The organism is Polaromonas sp. P1_F9 (assembly GCF_056405615.1).
In genome coordinates this window covers 730,338-745,671 of the sequence record NZ_JBFUBT010000001.1, presented here as the reverse complement: position 1 = coordinate 745,671, position 15,334 = coordinate 730,338, and the positions used below count along the sequence as shown (strand labels likewise).

Here is a 15,334-nt window from a genome sequence, read left to right as displayed (position 1 = left end):
TGTTCTCAGCCATGATTGATACATAACGCGATCGTGCAGAGGGTTCCAGAAAGCCCTGCATTGAAAGCACGAAAAAAGGGACTGCACTACATGAAACCGATCTGGATCGTTGATGATGACCAGTCCATCCGGTTTGTTCTGGAAAAGGCCCTGCTCCGCGAGGACCTTCCTACGCGCAGTTTCACCAATCCCCGCGAAGTTCTCGCCGCACTGGAAAGCGCGACGGAGGATGAAGGGCCGCAAATTCTTGTGAGCGACATACGCATGCCGGGCGGCTCTGGTCTGGATCTGCTCGAAAAGGTCAAGGAAAAGCTCCCCGGCCTGCCAGTCATCATCATGACCGCGTTCTCCGACCTTGACAGCGCGGTGTCCGCCTTCCAGGGCGGCGCCTTTGAATACCTGCCCAAGCCGTTTGACCTGCCAAAGGCGGTAGAACTCATTCGCCGCGCAGTGGAAGAAAGCCAGCGCGAAGAGGTGGCTGAAGAGCGCATGGCCTCCGCGCCCGAAATGCTTGGCCAGGCGCCGGCCATGCAGGACGTTTTCCGCGCCATCGGGCGGCTGAGCCAGAGCATGGTGACCGTGATGATCACCGGTGAGTCCGGTTCAGGCAAGGAACTGGTGGCGCGTGCGCTGCACAAGCATTCGCCCCGCGCCAACGGGCCTTTTGTGGCCATCAATACCGCGGCCATCCCCAAGGACTTGCTGGAAAGCGAACTGTTCGGCCATGAGCGCGGCGCGTTCACCGGCGCGCAGACCATGCGGCGCGGCCGCTTTGAACAAGCTGAGGGCGGTACGCTCTTTCTCGATGAAATTGGCGACATGCCGTTTGACCTTCAGACGCGCCTTTTGCGTGTGCTGAGTGACGGCCATTTCTACCGCGTCGGCGGGCACAACGCCGTCAAGGCCAATGTGCGCGTGATCGCTGCCACCCACCAGGACCTGGAGCAGCGCGTCAAGGAAGGCGGCTTCCGCGAGGATTTGTTCCACCGCCTCAACGTGATCCGCCTGCGCCTGCCCGCACTGCGCGAGCGGCGCGAGGATGTCTTCATGCTGACACGCCACTTCCTGCAGCAAAGCGCCAAGCAGCTCGGTGTGGAGCCCAAGCGGATTTCCGACACGGCGCTGCAGCAGCTCAGCAACTTTGGTTTCCCCGGCAATGTGCGCCAGCTTGAAAACATTTGCCACTGGCTCACCGTTATGGCACCGGCGCAGGTGATTGAGCCCAAGGATCTTCCACCCGAAGTGCTGGGCATTGTTCCCGAATCGGGCAGAAACCCGGTTTTTGCCGAGAAGGCTGGGGTGGCCAAAGTGGAGTGGTCGGCAGGCGCCGCGGAGAAAATTCCTGCCAGCCATGGGGCTGAAGCGGCCGTACCGGTTCCGCCGGTCTCTGGCCCTGAACAGAGCTGGGAAAGTGGTCTTGAAGCAGAAGCTCTGGCGTTGCTGGCGACCGGTCGCAGCGACGTGTGGGATGTGCTGACCCGGCGTTTTGAATCCAAGCTGATCCAGACCGCACTGGTCAATACACGCGGGCGCCGCATTGAGGCGGCTCAAAAGTTGGGCATAGGCCGCAACACCATCACGCGCAAGATTCAGGAGCTCAATCTGGAGTGAATGTGGCCCCCACGGTCGCTCACTTCGTGTAGCTCCCTGCCCCCCGAGGGGGCCGCCCGCCTGCGGTCTGGCAAAGCCAGTCCCGCGGCCCCTGCTTGATTGAAGATTCTTTGGGCGGCCGAGGGGAGGGGTATTTCGCCAGCGGGTGCCGCGGAACCGGCTTTGCCGGGCCGCAGGCGCCGTCCCCTGAGGGGGGAGCAGGCTACACGAAGTGAGCCTGAAAGGGGGTGGACCTATTAAGCAGTGAGCCTGGACGGGGGTTAGCTCAACTCCAGGGTCACCGGCGCGTGGTCGCTGGGCTTTTCCCATTTGCGCGGTACGCGGTCTATGGTGCAGCCTTTGACTTGCGGCTTCAGGGCGTCGCTGACCAGGATGTGGTCGATGCGCAGGCCACGGTTCTTCTGGTAACCGAGCATGCGGTAGTCCCACCATGAAAAGCTTTTGGGCGGCTGCTCGAACATGCGGAAACTGTCGGTCAGGCCCAGCGCCACCAGCTGGCGGAAATGCTCACGCTCTTCCTTCGTGTGGTGAATGGTGTCGCGCAAGCCCTCCGGGTCGAACGAATCCTGGTCTTCCGGTGTGATGTTGAAGTCGCCCAGCAATACCAGTTGTGGGTGGGCTGCCATCTCCGCGCGCACATAAGCCTGCAGACCTCCCAGCCAGCGCATCTTGTAGGCGAACTTTTCGCTGCCGGGTTCCTGCCCATTGACGAAATAGCCGTTCAGCACCCGGATGGGGCCCGCAGGGCCGTCCACCGTGGCGGCAATAACGCGTGAGTGCTCGTCCTCAAAACCGACAATATTTTTCACCACGTCGCGCAGCGGCGTGCGCGAAAGGATCGCCACGCCGTTGTAGGTTTTCTGGCCGAATGCGGCGGCCTCATAGCCGGCGGCCTTGAGCGCTTCCAGCGGGAACTTGTCGTCCGTCATCTTGAGCTCTTGCAGGCACAACACATCGACTGGATTGGCCGCAAGCCAGTTCAGCACATGCGCGAGCCGCGCAGTGAGGGAGTTGACGTTCCAGGTGGAAATTTTCATGATTTAGTGCTCCAGCCCAATAAGGACCTGCGCCAGCAGCTATTAAATATGTAGCAAGGCAAATACGCCGATGACCAGCCCCACGCCGGCCACGACGAACATGCCGTATTCAAGCCACTTCTTGCGGGTCAGCAGCGCAATGGCCGCCAGGGCAATGGCCACCTGCAGCACCGTGGTAGCCTGCGCCCAGCGGTGGTGCTGGTGCATCTGCTCATCGGACGATTTGTCCCAGGTGGTGGCCTCGGCTTCCAGTTTGTCGGCGACCACCTTGATCTCGTTCTTTTCCTTTTCGTAGCGGTCTACCTTGCCCTGGTAGCCGGCTTTTTTGTCCTCTGGCGCCAGGTCGCGGGCGAGTTCGGCCAGCGACTGCTTGGTGCTTTTCGACTGGAAGTAATTCCACTGGTTGGAAGCTTCCGTCTTCTTGATGGCCGCGTTGTTTTTATACAGGCCCGCATTGGCCTGCGTGGCACCGCCCATGTACGCAAAGATGGCGCCTATGGTGGCAATGATGGCCGTGATGACCGCGATTTGCGCGATCATGCCGCCGTTGTCGTGGCCGCCATGACCCCCCTGCGCCGCATGCTCGAGCTCATGGTCGTGGGGCCCGTGTACGTGAAATCCGCCTCCTGACATATCAGTTCCTTTGTGTGTTGTTATGCGTTGCTTGAGTTATTACAGGTCTATTTTTGATAGGTGATGAAGCTGAACTTCATTCCGTTGGCTGACACGTGGTCTTCACGCGCGGCCACCCGCCATTCGGGCCCCAGCGTCGGCGCGTAGGCGTCGCCTTCAATCTCTTCGGCAATCTCGGTGACTTCGATGCGCTCGGCCAGCGGCATCGCCTGCGCGTAGATTTGCGCGCCGCCCAGAATCCAAACTTCGGCCGACGAGGCACACAGCGCCAACGCGTCGGCCAGGCTCGCGGCCGTCGAGGCACCGGTGTCTTTCCAATCAGGCTGCCGCGTGATGACGATGTTGGCGCGGCCCGGCAGCGGCCGGAATTTCACCGGCAGCGAATCCCAGGTCTTGCGGCCCATGATGACCGGCCAGCCGGTGGTCAGGCGCTTTAAGCGCGCCATGTCTTCCGGCAGGCGCCAGGGGATGGTGTTGTCGCGGCCTATCACGCCATTGGCGGCGCGGGCGAAGATCATGCGGATTTTCATGGTGTTCAGATGGAATCAATCCGGATGATATCCAGATTCAGGGGCCTGGCCGGCGCGATGACGACGCTGCCGGGAACGGCCTGCAGTTGCTTGAGCAGGCGTGGATTGAGCGCCTCGGAGGTATAGACCGTGTTCACCATCGCCAGCTGGTCGGGCGGTGTGACGGCCTGAAGGTAGTTCTGGTAGCGCGCGCGAAGATCGTCTTCGCCAAGGCCGGTTTTATGGGCTTGCTCATGGTCAATCCGCACCACGAGGATATTCACGGTGTGGGAAAGGTTCGCCGCGTCGGGCAGGTCCAGCTGCACCGCCCAGCAGCCGTCGGTCAGTGGTTCACCCGCCAGCACCTCCGCCAGAAGCGGCACCGCACCGGGTGCGATGGCGCGTACAGGGCGGCACAGAAGGGCCTCCCACAACTGCTCGTACAGCGGCGTCAGCCTCCTGTGCGTGTAGCGGCGGCGTATGACGGCTTCACGTGCGGCCTTCGGGTCGCCGTGCGATGCGAGATAGCCGCAAATAACGTTCTGCGCCCCGAGGGCGATGCGTTTGTCCAGCCGGATCGATTGCCGCAATTCCTCGACGCCGGCGTTGTCGCCTCTTTCGAGCAACGCCAGGCCGAAGTAGAACCGGGCCATGGCCATTTCGGGATGGCGGGCTGCCGCTGCAGACAGCAGGGCCAGGCTTGAGTCGTCGCTCTGCAACTGCTCTTGCACAATCGCCGTCGCCAGTTCGGTCTGGGCGGGCGTTTGTTCGGAGAAGAGCACATGCACCCCACCGGCCACCAGCCACCGCATCCGTAGGTGGTCGAATCGCCAGTTGGCCTGCGTGTTTTTCTGCCAATCCTCATTGCAGGCCGTCAGGAACCGGGTCCACTCTTTGCCCAGAAGCATGTCTCCAGCACAGGGCGAGGTTTCAAGCGGAGGCGACTCGACCTGCAGGCCCAGCGCCGCCGCACGTTCATGCAGCGGCGGGTGGGTGTCTTGCGCACGCCGTGGGCGGCTGGCTCCCTCCGCGAGCGCCTGCGGCATGAAGCTGCCATGGGCCTCGACAAGATCGGATGTCAGCCCCCAGAAGTTGCCGGGCGCTTGCGTCGATTGCATGCGCAGGCTGCTCAGTTGTGTGGGCAGTTTCCGGGCCAGAAGAAAAGAAATAAATTCCAGCCTGGCAAGAGCGTCGGTGAGGTGGCGCGCTGAGGAAGTCCGCGCTGCGACGGCGTCGGCCTCGAATTCACACTGACGGGACCAGCTGGATGATCGCGAGACAAAGTAGGGAACAAACCAGGACGCGATGGCCTTCAGCCCCCCATCCACGAAGCTGTCGTTGCCTTGCATGTGAAGGTAGTGGTCCCATTTGGCCCGCACCCTGTAGATCCAGTGACCCAGACGCCCGTGGTTGCGGGAAAAGTGCCCCAGCTCGTGCGCGATGACGGCTTTCACTTCGTCCTTGTTCAGCATCTTCAGCAAGGGGACACCCAGTATGAGAGTGCGGCGGCTGCCAAACAACGACAGGAAACCGCCGGTTTGATAAGCCGCCGCGTTCAGTTCGTTGTCCAGCACGATGCGGTGGATGCGCGGCGCCGCGGCGCCGGTGCACAAGCCGTCCACCATCTCAAAGAGTGCGGGTGCATCTTCACGGCCAATGGTGTGCCGGCCAACCGTGCCGGGCGAGGGCTGGACCAGCCACCACAGGAAGAGAAAGGCCGCGAAGCCAAACACCGCGGCAAAACCGGGTCCCCAAATGGCGGCCTGAAGCATCACGAAGGGCGCGATCGGCAAGATGACCACCGTCACAAAGATCAGCTCCGAGGCCAGAGCCAGCAGTGTGAGTGAAAACCGTTGCCGCGAATTGAATGTGGAAGCCGACGCTGCGGATGGAGCGCCGGCCTGCACGAATGTCACACCGCTACCGGCGCCTTGATGGCGTCGTGATGCTGATACTCGAGAAACTCAAAATCTTCAAACTGGTAGTCGAAGATCGATTCGGGTTTGCGTTTGATCTGCAGCGTGGGGTAGGCAAAAGGCTTGCGGCTCAGTTGCAATGCCACCTGCTCGTGGTGGTTGCTGTAGATGTGGCAGTCGCCACCGGTCCAGATGAAATCGCCCACACCCAGGCCACACTGCTGCGCCACCATGTGGGTGAGCAGGGCGTAGCTGGCGATGTTGAAAGGCACGCCCAGGAAAATGTCGGCGCTGCGCTGGTAGAGCTGGCAGCTCAGTTTGCCGGGCTGACCCTGGACTTCAGATGGCGCCACGTAAAACTGGAAGAACGCGTGACAGGGCATCAACGCCATCTTCGAAAGGTCCGCCACGTTCCAGGCGCTCACGATGATGCGGCGCGAATCAGGATTCGTTTTCAGCGTCTTGATGACTTCGCTGATCTGGTCGATGTGGCCGCCATCGGGCGTGGGCCAGCTGCGCCATTGCACGCCATAAACCGGGCCCAGGTCACCGTCTTCACGCGCCCATTCGTCCCAGATGGAGACGCCGCGCGCCTTTAGCCAGTTGTTGTCGCTCGAGCCCTGCAGAAACCACAGCAACTCATGCACGATGGACTTGAGGTGGACCTTCTTCGTGGTCACCAGCGGAAAACCTTCGTTGAGGTCAAACCGCATCTGGTAGCCAAAGACGCTTTTCGTACCGGTGCCGGTGCGGTCGGCCTTGAAGGCGCCGTGGGTGTCCACATGGCGCATGAAATCTTCGTATTGGGAGCGGATAGGGCGGGTCATTAAAAACCAGTCGGCTAGAGGTCAGAGGGGGTGCCGGGGGCGCGTCATGGCGGCGGGCGGCCAAGACTTCAATTATGCCTTTAGCACCCGTCCCGGGTTCATCAGGTTATGAGGGTCCAGGCCCTGTTTGATGGCGCGCATCATGTCCAGTGCCACGGGTGATTTGTGCTTGGGCAGCGTGTTGACCTTGAGGCTGCCGACGCCGTGCTCGGCCGAGATCGAGCCCCGGTAGCGGTCCACCGCTTCGTAGACCAGGGCATTCATTGGCGTCTCCTGCTCGTTCAGGAAACGCGCCTGGTCTTCATTCTCCGGCGCCTGCACGTTGTAGTGCAGGTTGCCGTCGCCCAAATGGCCATAGACGACCATGCGCGCACCCGGAAAACGCTCCAGCAGCAGCGCATTGGTTTCAGTCACGAACTCGGGAATGCGCGACACATTGATCGAGATGTCGTGCTTGATGTTCAGGCCCTCTTCGGCCTGCGCCATCGGGATGCTTTCACGGATGTGCCACAGCGCATGGGCTTGCGCCATGCTCTCGGCGACCACGGCGTCGGCAACGCAGCCGGCCTCCATGGCGGCTTCCAGGAGTCGCTCGAAGCATTCACGCGCATGGGCTTCGGATTCGTTGTCCGAGTTCTCCAGAACCACGCACCAGGCGTGCTCCTGCCAGAAAGGCACGCGCTGTTGCGGGAAGTGCCTGGCCACCAGGCCCAGTGCGAACTGGCCCATGACTTCGAAACCGGTCAGGCCGGAGCCCAGGTGCTCATGCGCCAGGCCCAGCAGCTGTACGGCGGCCTCAAGCGACGGCACGGCCGCAAAGGCGGTGAGCTGGGATTTGGGCATGGGATACAGCTTCATGATGGCGCCGGTGATCACGCCCAGCGTGCCTTCGCTGCCGATGAACAGGTGGCGCAGGTCGTAGCCGGTGTTGTCCTTGCGCAGGCCCGACAGCCCATCCCAGATCTCGCCCTGCGCGTTGACGACTTCAAGCCCCAGGCAGAGGTCGCGCGTGTTGCCGTAGCGCACAACCTGGGTGCCGCCGGCGTTGGTGCCGAGGTTGCCGCCAATGGTGCAGCTTCCCTCCGAGGCCAGACTCAGGGGAAACAGGAAACCGGCTTTTTCGCAGGCTTCCTGCAGGTTTTGCAGCACGCAGCCGGCATCGACCGTGATGGTCAGGTTGCCGGCGTCCAGCGTGCGCACCTTGTTCATGCGTGTCAGGCTGAGCACGACCTGCGTGCCGGTGTCGTCGGGTGTCGACCCTACCACCATGCCGGTATTGCCGCCTTGCGGCACGATGCTCACGCGTGCTGCGGCGCAGGCTTTCACCACGGCCGCGACTTCAGGCGTGGAGCCAGGACGCACCACGGCCAGGGCCTTGCCGGTTTCGCGCCTGCGCCAGTCCTGTACCCAGGGCGTCAGGTCGCCATCAATCAGGACATTGGGTGCGCCGACGATCTGGCGCAGGGACTCAATCAGTTGGGTGTGTGTGCTCACGATGTTCGGCTTCAGGTTAAGGGGTTGATGGATTTGAGGCGCTGGAAGCGGTGGAGGCGTTTTTCAGCCGCACCCGCACATGCATCGCGCAGGCGACAAACAGCGTGAGGCACAGCAGTACCTCGATGAAGGCCAGGTAGTTGCCGGGGGCGCGGTCGCTCCAGGCCCGCACCACGCCTTCGGTGAAATAAAGCCACACCAGCAGGCTGACCCAGCGGTAGGTGTACATGCGGTTTTTCATGATGCCGGCCAGCGGGATGCACAGCGGCAGCACTTTGAGCGCCAGTAATGAGCCGCCCGGGCGTATGGGCGCCAGCCACATTTCCCAGGCCAGGCCCAGCACGATAAGGCCCAGCAGGCTGGCCAGCGCGAGCCGGCGGGTGATGTCAATTTGCGTTGTTTTGTTCATGGTCATGGGAACCCGCTGGACCGTCAACAGGTTCAAGGTCAGTGGCATGATACCGGGGATGAAATTTCAGCAATATCTCGAGGACCTCTTGAGCGACCTGTCGCGCTTTCCATGGCGTGGCACAGCGCTCACGCTGCGTGACCGTTTCCGGGAAGACCACATGGGCCTGACCGCCAGCAGCCTGACCTTCACCACCTCGATCGCGCTGGTGCCGTTTTTTACGGTGGCGCTGGCCATCTTTACGGCCTTCCCGATGTTCTCGAAGTTGCAGGGCGCCCTGCAGGCCTGGCTGATTCAGAGCCTGATCCCCGACAACATCGCCCGCCAGGTGCTGGGTTACCTGACGCAATTCAGCCGCCAGGCCAATAAGCTGGGCATCGCGGGCCTGGCCGTGCTTCTGGTCACGGCCATCGCGCTCATCCTGACCATTGACCGAACGCTCAACGGTATCTGGCGCGTCAAAAAGGCGCGGCCACTGACGCAGCGTGTGCTCATTTATTGGGCTGCCATTACCTTGGGGCCGCTGCTGCTGGCGGCCAGCCTGGCGGTCACTTCTTATGTGCTGTCGGCCTCGGGCGGCCTGGTGGGCGCTTTGCCCGTCAGCCTGCGTTTTCTGCTCAGCGTTCTGCAGTTTTTCCTGGTGGCGGGGGGCATGGCGGCGATGTACCGCTATGTGCCCAATACCTACGTGAAGTGGTCGCATGCCTGGGTAGGGGGCCTGTTTGTGGCTGCGGGCATCGAGGTGGCCAAACGCGTGCTGAGCCTGTATCTGGGCGCCGTGCCGACCTATTCGCTGGTGTATGGCGCGTTCGCTACCTTGCCCATCCTCCTTGTATGGATTTATGTGTCCTGGGTCATCGTGCTGATGGGCGCTGTGATTGCCGCGTACCTGCCCAGTCTCCTGGCCGGAGTGGCCCGTCGCGGCAGCGCGCATGGCTGGCATTTCCAGCTGGCCATTGAAGTGCTCCAGCAGTTGCACCGGGCACTGGCTACCCCGCGCAAGGGCGTCAGCGCTTCGCAGCTGGCCGAGCTGCTTCAGGTGGACGGGCTGCAGCTGGAGCCGGTACTGGAAACACTGGTTGCCCTGGACTGGGTAGGCCAGCTCAATGAAGCCGAGGGCGAGGTAGAAGCCCGTTACCTGCTGCTGGCCGATCCCGACGCCACGCCGCTGGAGCCGCTGATACAGCAACTTCTGCTGGACAAAGCCGAAGCGGTCCAGGGCCTCTGGGAAAAGGCCCGGTGGCCGGCCATACGGCTGCGCGACGCGCTGTAAACCGCCAACTCCGACCCGCCAATCCCCGCACAGCAGGTTTCGGGGCTAGTCCATCCGGACTAAAAACCAGTCGCTGTTTGGGGATATTTGTGCCTGCCGGCGTGTTGTAACAAAATCTGATTTTTGATTTTTTCACGCACTGACAATGCCATCAAAAACACCAGCCAGGGAAAAATTGGACGGCGCCATTGCCCATGAACGGCAGGCGCACCAGGAAGCCCGACAGATCTACGAAGAGCTGACGGCGAAAATGTGGGCCTACCAGACCGGCAAGGGCCCGGCGCCCACCAATAAAGACTTCGAAATGTGGAGTCAGGCCGTGGAGCAGCGCGTCAAGGTCAAGCAGTTGGGCATCCGGGTAGACGGCGAGTCCGGCCTTTAATTTTTTTGCGTCGCGCCTTCGCGGCGGGTCAAGCGCATACCCGCGTCGTTTTGCCCTCCTGACGTGGCCTCCTTGCGATTTGGCAAGACTCCGCTTCAGCCCAAATGCGTGCCAGGAGGCAGGTTTGAGCCCGTTTTCAAGCCTGATTGCCTCATCCTGCAAAAGCCGTTCGGGGGACGTAAGCCTTGTAAGAATTTTTATGCTGCACCGCACAAATTTTCGCCCGTTAGGCCTTCAGGCGTGCGGGAGAAATTCTTACAAGACCGCCTTTATGCTTACGCGACGATTCTCTTCGTCTGTTGCAATCCCCTCAATTGACAACCAAGCTGGAGAAAACCGTGACATCACCATCGAACCTGATCGCCGACCCGGCCCTGAAAAACGAGCCCATCAACATCAACGAGGAGGCCTCCCTGAAATATTGGGTCAGCGCACTCGATTGCAGTGAGCTTGAACTGCGCGTTGCCGTGGCGGAAGTAGGCCCAGCCGCCAAAGACGTGAGCAATGAACTCGGGCGGTCTTTATGAGTGCCGCCGTTCCCGATGCGCCCGGGCCGCTCGCGGTGCGGGTGAAGGAGCCGTCAGCCGGTCTTTTTTACTGGGTGGTCACGCAGCTGTCAGCCCAAGAGCACATGGCGGACCTGCGCATTGAAGGCTCCGACCACCCGTATCCCACACATGAAGCGGCCCTGCAGGCCGGTGCGGCATGCCTGAAGGCGTTAAAAACCAGCCCCTTGCAGTCGCTGGACTCCTGATAAAGCCCGATAAGGTCCGTTAGAGCCCGTTGTGGGAGGCTAAGGCCACGCATGGAAACGGGCTCAGGTGCCTTTGATTAGCCGCAAGGCCTGGAGCCACATGTCGCGGTACATGACCCAGTCTCCCATGAAGCTGTAGAGTGGCCGCTTGAACGAGGCGGGCCGGTTCTTCTCGAATCCGAAATGCCCGATCCATGCAAAGCCGTAGCCGCACAGCAGGCCGGCCAGCAGCCACCACGGATTGCGGGTCACCAGCAGCGCCGCCAGGCAAAGCAGAGTGAGGCTTGAGCCTGCAAAGTGCAGGCGGCGGCAGGTCGCGTTGCGATGCTCGCCCAGGTAGAAGGGGTAAAAATCCGCGAAAGACGCAAAGCTGCGGGGATCAACGGGTGCCGTGGCGCCGGTTTCCGCCGCATCGGGGCTGATAGCATTCATGGGTTTGTCTCCTGCGCCGGATATCCGGTGGTGCGCCTCATTTTGCGACGCTGGCCATAATAGTCAATCCATGGCCGCCCAGCCCTCGTCACACCCTTTCCGCGCGCTCCCACCTGCATGCCGACCGATCTGCTTCCAGAAACTCCCCATGGTGAATTGCCTGTGACGACGTCCCCCGCACGATGGGTGATTTGCCTCTGCGCGGACTGGTGCGGCCTTTGCCGCGACTACGGCGTCGTCTTCTCGGAAATGGCCTTGCGTTATCCGGAAAGCCGGTTTGTCTGGCTGGACATTGAAGACGAAGCCGAGCTGGTCGGAGACCTGGAAGTGGAGACCTTTCCCACGCTGCTGATTGCCGATGCGGGCGGCACGCGTTTTCTGGGCCCCCTGACACCGCATGCGCAAACCCTTTCCCGCCTGCTGGACTCGATGGAGCAGACCGACATCAGGGCCGTGCCTCATTTGCCATCCACGCAGGCGCTGTTGCGGGCCCTGGAAACGGCGCCGCAGCATCTTGCGGGCGCGCAACGCCAGGTCAGGTAGCCGTCGTTGAAAACGGTGCCTTCAGAAAACCCCTGAAGCGCGCACGGCCGCCGCGTGTGGGGCTGGCGGTCAGGCGGTAGTGCGGAAAGCGTTGCAGAAAGCGGCCAATGGCAATGCGGCCTTCAAGCCGCGCCAGGCTGAGCCCGGCGCACTGGTGAATGCCGAAGCCGAAGGCCAGGTGGCGGTTGTCCTGGCGTGCCAGGTCCAGCTGCTCGGGATGAGGAAACTGCGCCGGGTCGCGGTTTGCCGCGCCAATGCACAGCGTCAGTAACGCGCCTTCGGGCAAGTCCACACCGCCCACCTGGCAGGCCTTGAGCGCACGACGGTTGCCCAGCTGGTTGGATGGCTCAAAACGCAGAAATTCATCGATTTCAACAGTCAAATCGGCCTGCAGCCCTTTATTTGCTTGCGCGAGCAGCTCTGATTTTGATAGCAAATGCTGCTTCGCTTGCGGCCACTCTTGCAGCAGCACCAGCGCGTTGCCGATGAGGTTGGTCGTGGTTTCATGGCCGGCGTTGAGGATGAACACGCAGTTTTGCAGCAGCTCGGTTTCGCTGAGCCTTTCACCCGACACTTCTTCGCCGATCAGCCGTGTCAGCACATCGTGTTCCGGGTCGCCAGGGTGTTTGCGCCGGTCGGCCACCAGGTCCTTGAGGTAGCCAGTGAAGTCCCGCACGCTGCCATTGCCCAGGGCTTTCTGTTCGGGCGTCAATTTGGGCTCCAGCGCGCCGAGTATGGCCAGTGACCAACCGCGCAGTGGCGCCCGGTCGGCATGCGGCACGCCCAGCAGGTTGCCGATGATCTCCACCGGGATCGCTGAAGCGAAATCTTCAATCAAATCACCGCCGCCCCGGCTGCCGATCGCGTCCAGCAGGCTATCGACCAGCGTGATGAGCCCGGGCTCCATATCAGCAATGGCGCGCCGCGTGAGAGCGCCCATGATGAGTTTGCGAACGCGCGTGTGAAGCGGCGGGTCGTTGAACACCAGGCTGGTGGTGTGGTGTTCAAACAGGGCCGAGGCCGCTCCGTATTTGGGCTCGAACTCCACTTTCTTGTCCGAACTGAAGGTCAGCGCGTCGCGGTACACCGCCACCAGGTCGGCATAACGCGTGAAGAACCAGGAGCCGTCCGGCATGCGCCTGACAGGCTCGGTTTCGCGCAGCAGGGCATACACCGGATAGGGGTTGGCGTAAAAATCCGGCGGCAAGGCGCGCAGGTCGAAGCTGGCGGCGATTTCCCGCGCACGCTGCTGCGTCATCGCCGGCGTGGCCGTCGGCACGCTCATGGCTTGATGAAATCCTTCAGCGCAAACAAAACCCCTTCGGGTGCTTCGGTCATCATCTGGTGGCCTGCCTGCAGCATCACCGTCCTGGCATTTTTGGCTTTGGCCTGCAGCGGCGCCGCCATTTTGGGCAAGGTCATGGAATCGTTCCTGCCCAGGATGAACAGCACCGGGCACTGTACTTTTTCGATGGCCGCTTCGCCGCCGGTGTAGTCGTCGCAGGCCTTGAAGCCGCGGTGGAACAGGTTGACTTTTGTATTGCTGGCCAGCACCCGTTTCATGAGCGCCTTCGACCCCCCATACAGCCAGGTGCCCGGGCCCAGCGACGAGGGCGGCGGCGCCAGCATGGAATGCGAGAAGGTGTTGACCATGTCGATGGCCTTCATGGGCTGGTTCAGTGCGTTGTCCAGTAGCGCGGGCGACACCTTCATCGGTGCGGCGGTTCCCAGCAGCGCCAGGTGTGTCACCCTTTGCGGCGCGATGGACGCGGCGTGCAGCGTCGTGAGGGAGCCGAAGCTGTGGCCCACCAGCGCGGCGGTTTTGACGCCGGCCGCATCGAGCAACGCGATGATGAAACCGGCAGCCTCTTCGACCGATTGCGGCGGCTCGCCTTCGCTTTTACAGTGGCCCGGCAAGTCCGGTGCCAGCACGTTGAAGCCGTGGTGCGCGAAGTAGCGGGTCTGCAGTATCCAGATGCTGTGGTCGTTGAGCACGCCGTGGATAAACACGACAGTGGGTTTGGCGGCATCAAAAGGTTTGCCGCCGGTGTAGCAATAAGTTTTATGGCCGTTGACGTCGAAGTACATGCTTCAGGCCCCCGCTTTCACGCCGGCTTTTTCTGCCGCCTTGAGTGCGCGCTTGAGGTCGTCCAGCAAGTCGTCCGGGTCTTCCAGGCCAATCGACAGGCGGATCGTGCCTTGTGTGATGCCGCCGGCCGCCAGCGCTTCGTCGCTCATGCGGAAATGCGTGGTGCTGGCCGGGTGGATCACCAGGCTGCGGCAGTCGCCCACGTTGGCCAGGTGGCTGAAGACTTTCAGCGCCTCGATGAAGGCCTTGCCCTGTTCGCGGTTGCCCTTGATGTCAAAGCTGAACACCGAGCCGGCGCCGCGCGGCAGCAGCTTTTTGGCCAGTGTGTGGCTGGGGTGCGACTCGAGCATGGGGTGGCCCACGCGCGACACCAGCGGGTGGCTGGCAAGAAACTGCACCACTTTTTCCGTGTTGCCCATGTGCCGCGCCATGCGCAGTGGCAGGGTTTCAATGCCCTGCAAAATCAGCCATGCCGTATGCGGGCTCATGCAGGCGCCGAAGTCACGCAGGCCCTCACGCCGCGCGCGCAGCAGGAAGGCGCCTACGGTGCTTTCCTCGCTGAACACCATGTTGTGAAAGCCTTCGTAGGCCTCGGTCAACTCGGCAAATTTGCCGGACTTTTCCCAGTCGAAACTGCCGCCGTCCACCACCACGCCGCCGATCACCGTGCCGTGGCCGCTCAGGAACTTGGTGGCCGAGTGGTAGACCAGGTCGGCGCCGTGGTCAAAGGGCTTGATGAGCCAGGGTGAGGTGAGGGTGGAGTCCACCAGCAGAGGCACGCCGGCATCATGGGCAATGCTCGACACCGCTTCGATGTCCAGCACATCGAGGCCCGGGTTGCCCACGGTTTCCCCGAAGAAAAGTTTGGTGTTGGGCCGTACGGCGGCGCGCCAGCCATCCAGGTCGCCGGGCTTGACGAAGGTGGTGTCAATGCCGAAACGGCGCAAGGTGTAGTGCAGCAGGTTCTGGCTGCCGCCGTAAAGCGCGGTGCTGGCGACGATGTGCGAGCCGGCGCCCATCAAGGTGGCAATCGCCAGGTGCAATGCCGCCTGCCCGCTGGACGTGGCAATCGCGCCTATGCCGCCTTCCAGAGCCGACACGCGTTGCTCCAGCACCGCATTGGTCGGGTTGCTGATGCGCGAGTAGACGTGGCCCGCACGTTCGAGGTTGAACAGGCTGGCCGCGTGGTCGCTGGATTCGAAGACGAAAGAAGTCGTCAGGTGAATCGGCACGGCACGCGCGCCGGTGGTCGGGTCGGGCGCGGCGCCGGCGTGCAACGCCAGGGTGTCAAAGCCGGGGTCTGAATAACCGGGCATGGGTTTGTCTCCAGTCAGAAAAAAGTGGCGGTGCGCCGGGCAATCGCAGGAGCCCGAACAGATTCTTGCAACCTGCCGTTTGATTGTGGGCTATATTTAAACTGAATTC

The 15,334-nt window shown here is 62.0% G+C and carries 17 protein-coding genes; 6 read left to right on the top strand and 11 right to left on the bottom strand.

The features are described from left to right. The first annotated feature begins 90 nt into the window (after positions 1–90). On the top strand, positions 91–1,611 hold the full coding sequence (gene ntrC / locus AC1DYR_RS03490) for a nitrogen regulation protein NR(I) (protein ID WP_477667925.1): 1,521 nt from the start codon (positions 91–93) through the stop codon (positions 1,609–1,611). Positions 1,612–1,871: 260 nt separating this feature from the next. Here the strand turns inward: ntrC and xth are convergent, their stop codons facing one another. The 7 genes from xth to AC1DYR_RS03455 all read right to left on the bottom strand — a co-directional run bounded on the left by xth (position 1,872) and on the right by AC1DYR_RS03455 (position 8,436). Continuing rightward, on the bottom strand, positions 1,872–2,648 hold the full coding sequence (gene xth, locus AC1DYR_RS03485) for an exodeoxyribonuclease III (RefSeq protein ID WP_477667924.1): 777 nt from the start codon (positions 2,646–2,648) through the stop codon (positions 1,872–1,874). A 42-nt stretch (positions 2,649–2,690) separates the two neighbouring features. Then, a complete protein-coding gene (locus AC1DYR_RS03480) occupies positions 2,691–3,281 on the bottom strand; it encodes a DUF4337 domain-containing protein (RefSeq protein ID WP_477672819.1) in 591 nt (196 codons plus the stop codon). A 47-nt stretch (positions 3,282–3,328) separates the two neighbouring features. Next, positions 3,329–3,811, bottom strand: coding sequence for a dihydrofolate reductase (locus AC1DYR_RS03475; protein ID WP_477667922.1), 483 nt, complete (start codon positions 3,809–3,811; stop codon positions 3,329–3,331). Between the two features lie 5 nt (positions 3,812–3,816). Further along, the gene (locus tag AC1DYR_RS03470; RefSeq protein ID WP_477703845.1) at positions 3,817–5,706 is read right to left on the bottom strand and encodes a M48 family metallopeptidase; all 1,890 of its coding nucleotides are present in this window, start codon (positions 5,704–5,706) and stop codon (positions 3,817–3,819) included. After that, positions 5,703–6,533 (bottom strand): thymidylate synthase, encoded by an 831-nt coding sequence (locus tag AC1DYR_RS03465; RefSeq protein WP_477703844.1) that lies wholly within the window; start codon positions 6,531–6,533, stop codon positions 5,703–5,705. The genes AC1DYR_RS03470 and AC1DYR_RS03465 overlap by 4 nt, the downstream gene beginning before the upstream one ends. A 72-nt stretch (positions 6,534–6,605) precedes the next feature. Further along, positions 6,606–8,027, bottom strand: coding sequence for an FAD-binding oxidoreductase (locus AC1DYR_RS03460; protein WP_477703843.1), 1,422 nt, complete (start codon positions 8,025–8,027; stop codon positions 6,606–6,608). Between the two features lie 16 nt (positions 8,028–8,043). Further along, entirely contained in the window at positions 8,044–8,436 is a 393-nt protein-coding gene (locus AC1DYR_RS03455; RefSeq protein WP_457280087.1) for a DUF2069 domain-containing protein, read from the bottom strand. A gap of 58 nt (positions 8,437–8,494) precedes the next feature. Here AC1DYR_RS03455 and AC1DYR_RS03450 point away from each other — a divergent pair, with 58 nt between their 5' ends. The 4 genes from AC1DYR_RS03450 to AC1DYR_RS03435 all read left to right on the top strand — a co-directional run bounded on the left by AC1DYR_RS03450 (position 8,495) and on the right by AC1DYR_RS03435 (position 10,845). Further along, positions 8,495–9,709 (top strand): YihY family inner membrane protein, encoded by a 1,215-nt coding sequence (locus tag AC1DYR_RS03450; protein ID WP_457280088.1) that lies wholly within the window; start codon positions 8,495–8,497, stop codon positions 9,707–9,709. 145 nt (positions 9,710–9,854) lie between these two features. Then, positions 9,855–10,091 carry a hypothetical protein gene (locus AC1DYR_RS03445; RefSeq protein WP_457280089.1) on the top strand — a complete coding sequence of 79 codons (237 nt, stop codon included), beginning with the start codon at positions 9,855–9,857 and terminating at the stop codon, positions 10,089–10,091. A gap of 338 nt (positions 10,092–10,429) precedes the next feature. After that, positions 10,430–10,618: a DUF3606 domain-containing protein gene (locus AC1DYR_RS03440; protein ID WP_477703842.1), complete on the top strand. Its 189-nt coding sequence runs from the start codon at positions 10,430–10,432 to the stop codon at positions 10,616–10,618. Further along, on the top strand, positions 10,615–10,845 hold the full coding sequence (locus AC1DYR_RS03435) for a hypothetical protein (RefSeq protein ID WP_477646262.1): 231 nt from the start codon (positions 10,615–10,617) through the stop codon (positions 10,843–10,845). The genes AC1DYR_RS03440 and AC1DYR_RS03435 overlap by 4 nt, the downstream gene beginning before the upstream one ends. Before the next feature lie 63 nt (positions 10,846–10,908). Here AC1DYR_RS03435 and AC1DYR_RS03430 read toward each other — a convergent pair whose 3' ends face one another. Next, positions 10,909–11,277, bottom strand: coding sequence for an Mpo1-like protein (locus AC1DYR_RS03430; RefSeq protein WP_477703841.1), 369 nt, complete (start codon positions 11,275–11,277; stop codon positions 10,909–10,911). 162 nt (positions 11,278–11,439) lie between these two features. Between AC1DYR_RS03430 and AC1DYR_RS03425 the strand changes: the two genes are divergently transcribed. Further along, positions 11,440–11,820, top strand: a complete 381-nt coding sequence (locus tag AC1DYR_RS03425) for a thioredoxin family protein (protein ID WP_477703840.1) — start codon at positions 11,440–11,442, stop codon at positions 11,818–11,820. Here the strand turns inward: AC1DYR_RS03425 and AC1DYR_RS03420 are convergent. From AC1DYR_RS03420 to AC1DYR_RS03410, 3 genes are read right to left on the bottom strand one after another with little or no spacing between them, the layout of a single operon-like run. Further along, positions 11,813–13,105, bottom strand: a complete 1,293-nt coding sequence (locus AC1DYR_RS03420) for a cytochrome P450 (RefSeq protein WP_477703839.1) — start codon at positions 13,103–13,105, stop codon at positions 11,813–11,815. The two genes, AC1DYR_RS03425 and AC1DYR_RS03420, sit on opposite strands and share 8 nt — an antisense overlap. After that, positions 13,102–13,908, bottom strand: coding sequence for an alpha/beta fold hydrolase (locus AC1DYR_RS03415; protein WP_477703838.1), 807 nt, complete (start codon positions 13,906–13,908; stop codon positions 13,102–13,104). Before AC1DYR_RS03415 ends, AC1DYR_RS03420 begins: the two co-directional genes overlap by 4 nt. A 3-nt stretch (positions 13,909–13,911) precedes the next feature. Continuing rightward, on the bottom strand, positions 13,912–15,225 hold the full coding sequence (locus AC1DYR_RS03410) for an O-acetylhomoserine aminocarboxypropyltransferase (protein WP_477703837.1): 1,314 nt from the start codon (positions 15,223–15,225) through the stop codon (positions 13,912–13,914). Between the last annotated feature and the right edge of the window lie 109 nt (positions 15,226–15,334).

Coding starts and splice junctions, on each gene's coding strand:
- ntrC (WP_477667925.1), top strand. CDS start 91: ATGAAACCGATCTGGATCGTTGATGATGACCAGTCCATCCGGTTTGTT.
- xth (WP_477667924.1), bottom strand. CDS start 2,648: ATGAAAATTTCCACCTGGAACGTCAACTCCCTCACTGCGCGGCTCGCG.
- AC1DYR_RS03480 (WP_477672819.1), bottom strand. CDS start 3,281: ATGTCAGGAGGCGGATTTCACGTACACGGGCCCCACGACCATGAGCTC.
- AC1DYR_RS03475 (WP_477667922.1), bottom strand. CDS start 3,811: ATGAAAATCCGCATGATCTTCGCCCGCGCCGCCAATGGCGTGATAGGC.
- AC1DYR_RS03465 (WP_477703844.1), bottom strand. CDS start 6,533: ATGACCCGCCCTATCCGCTCCCAATACGAAGATTTCATGCGCCATGTG.
- AC1DYR_RS03455 (WP_457280087.1), bottom strand. CDS start 8,436: ATGAACAAAACAACGCAAATTGACATCACCCGCCGGCTCGCGCTGGCC.
- AC1DYR_RS03450 (WP_457280088.1), top strand. CDS start 8,495: ATGAAATTTCAGCAATATCTCGAGGACCTCTTGAGCGACCTGTCGCGC.
- AC1DYR_RS03445 (WP_457280089.1), top strand. CDS start 9,855: ATGCCATCAAAAACACCAGCCAGGGAAAAATTGGACGGCGCCATTGCC.
- AC1DYR_RS03435 (WP_477646262.1), top strand. CDS start 10,615: ATGAGTGCCGCCGTTCCCGATGCGCCCGGGCCGCTCGCGGTGCGGGTG.
- AC1DYR_RS03430 (WP_477703841.1), bottom strand. CDS start 11,277: ATGAATGCTATCAGCCCCGATGCGGCGGAAACCGGCGCCACGGCACCC.
- AC1DYR_RS03420 (WP_477703839.1), bottom strand. CDS start 13,105: ATGAGCGTGCCGACGGCCACGCCGGCGATGACGCAGCAGCGTGCGCGG.
- AC1DYR_RS03415 (WP_477703838.1), bottom strand. CDS start 13,908: ATGTACTTCGACGTCAACGGCCATAAAACTTATTGCTACACCGGCGGC.
- AC1DYR_RS03410 (WP_477703837.1), bottom strand. CDS start 15,225: ATGCCCGGTTATTCAGACCCCGGCTTTGACACCCTGGCGTTGCACGCC.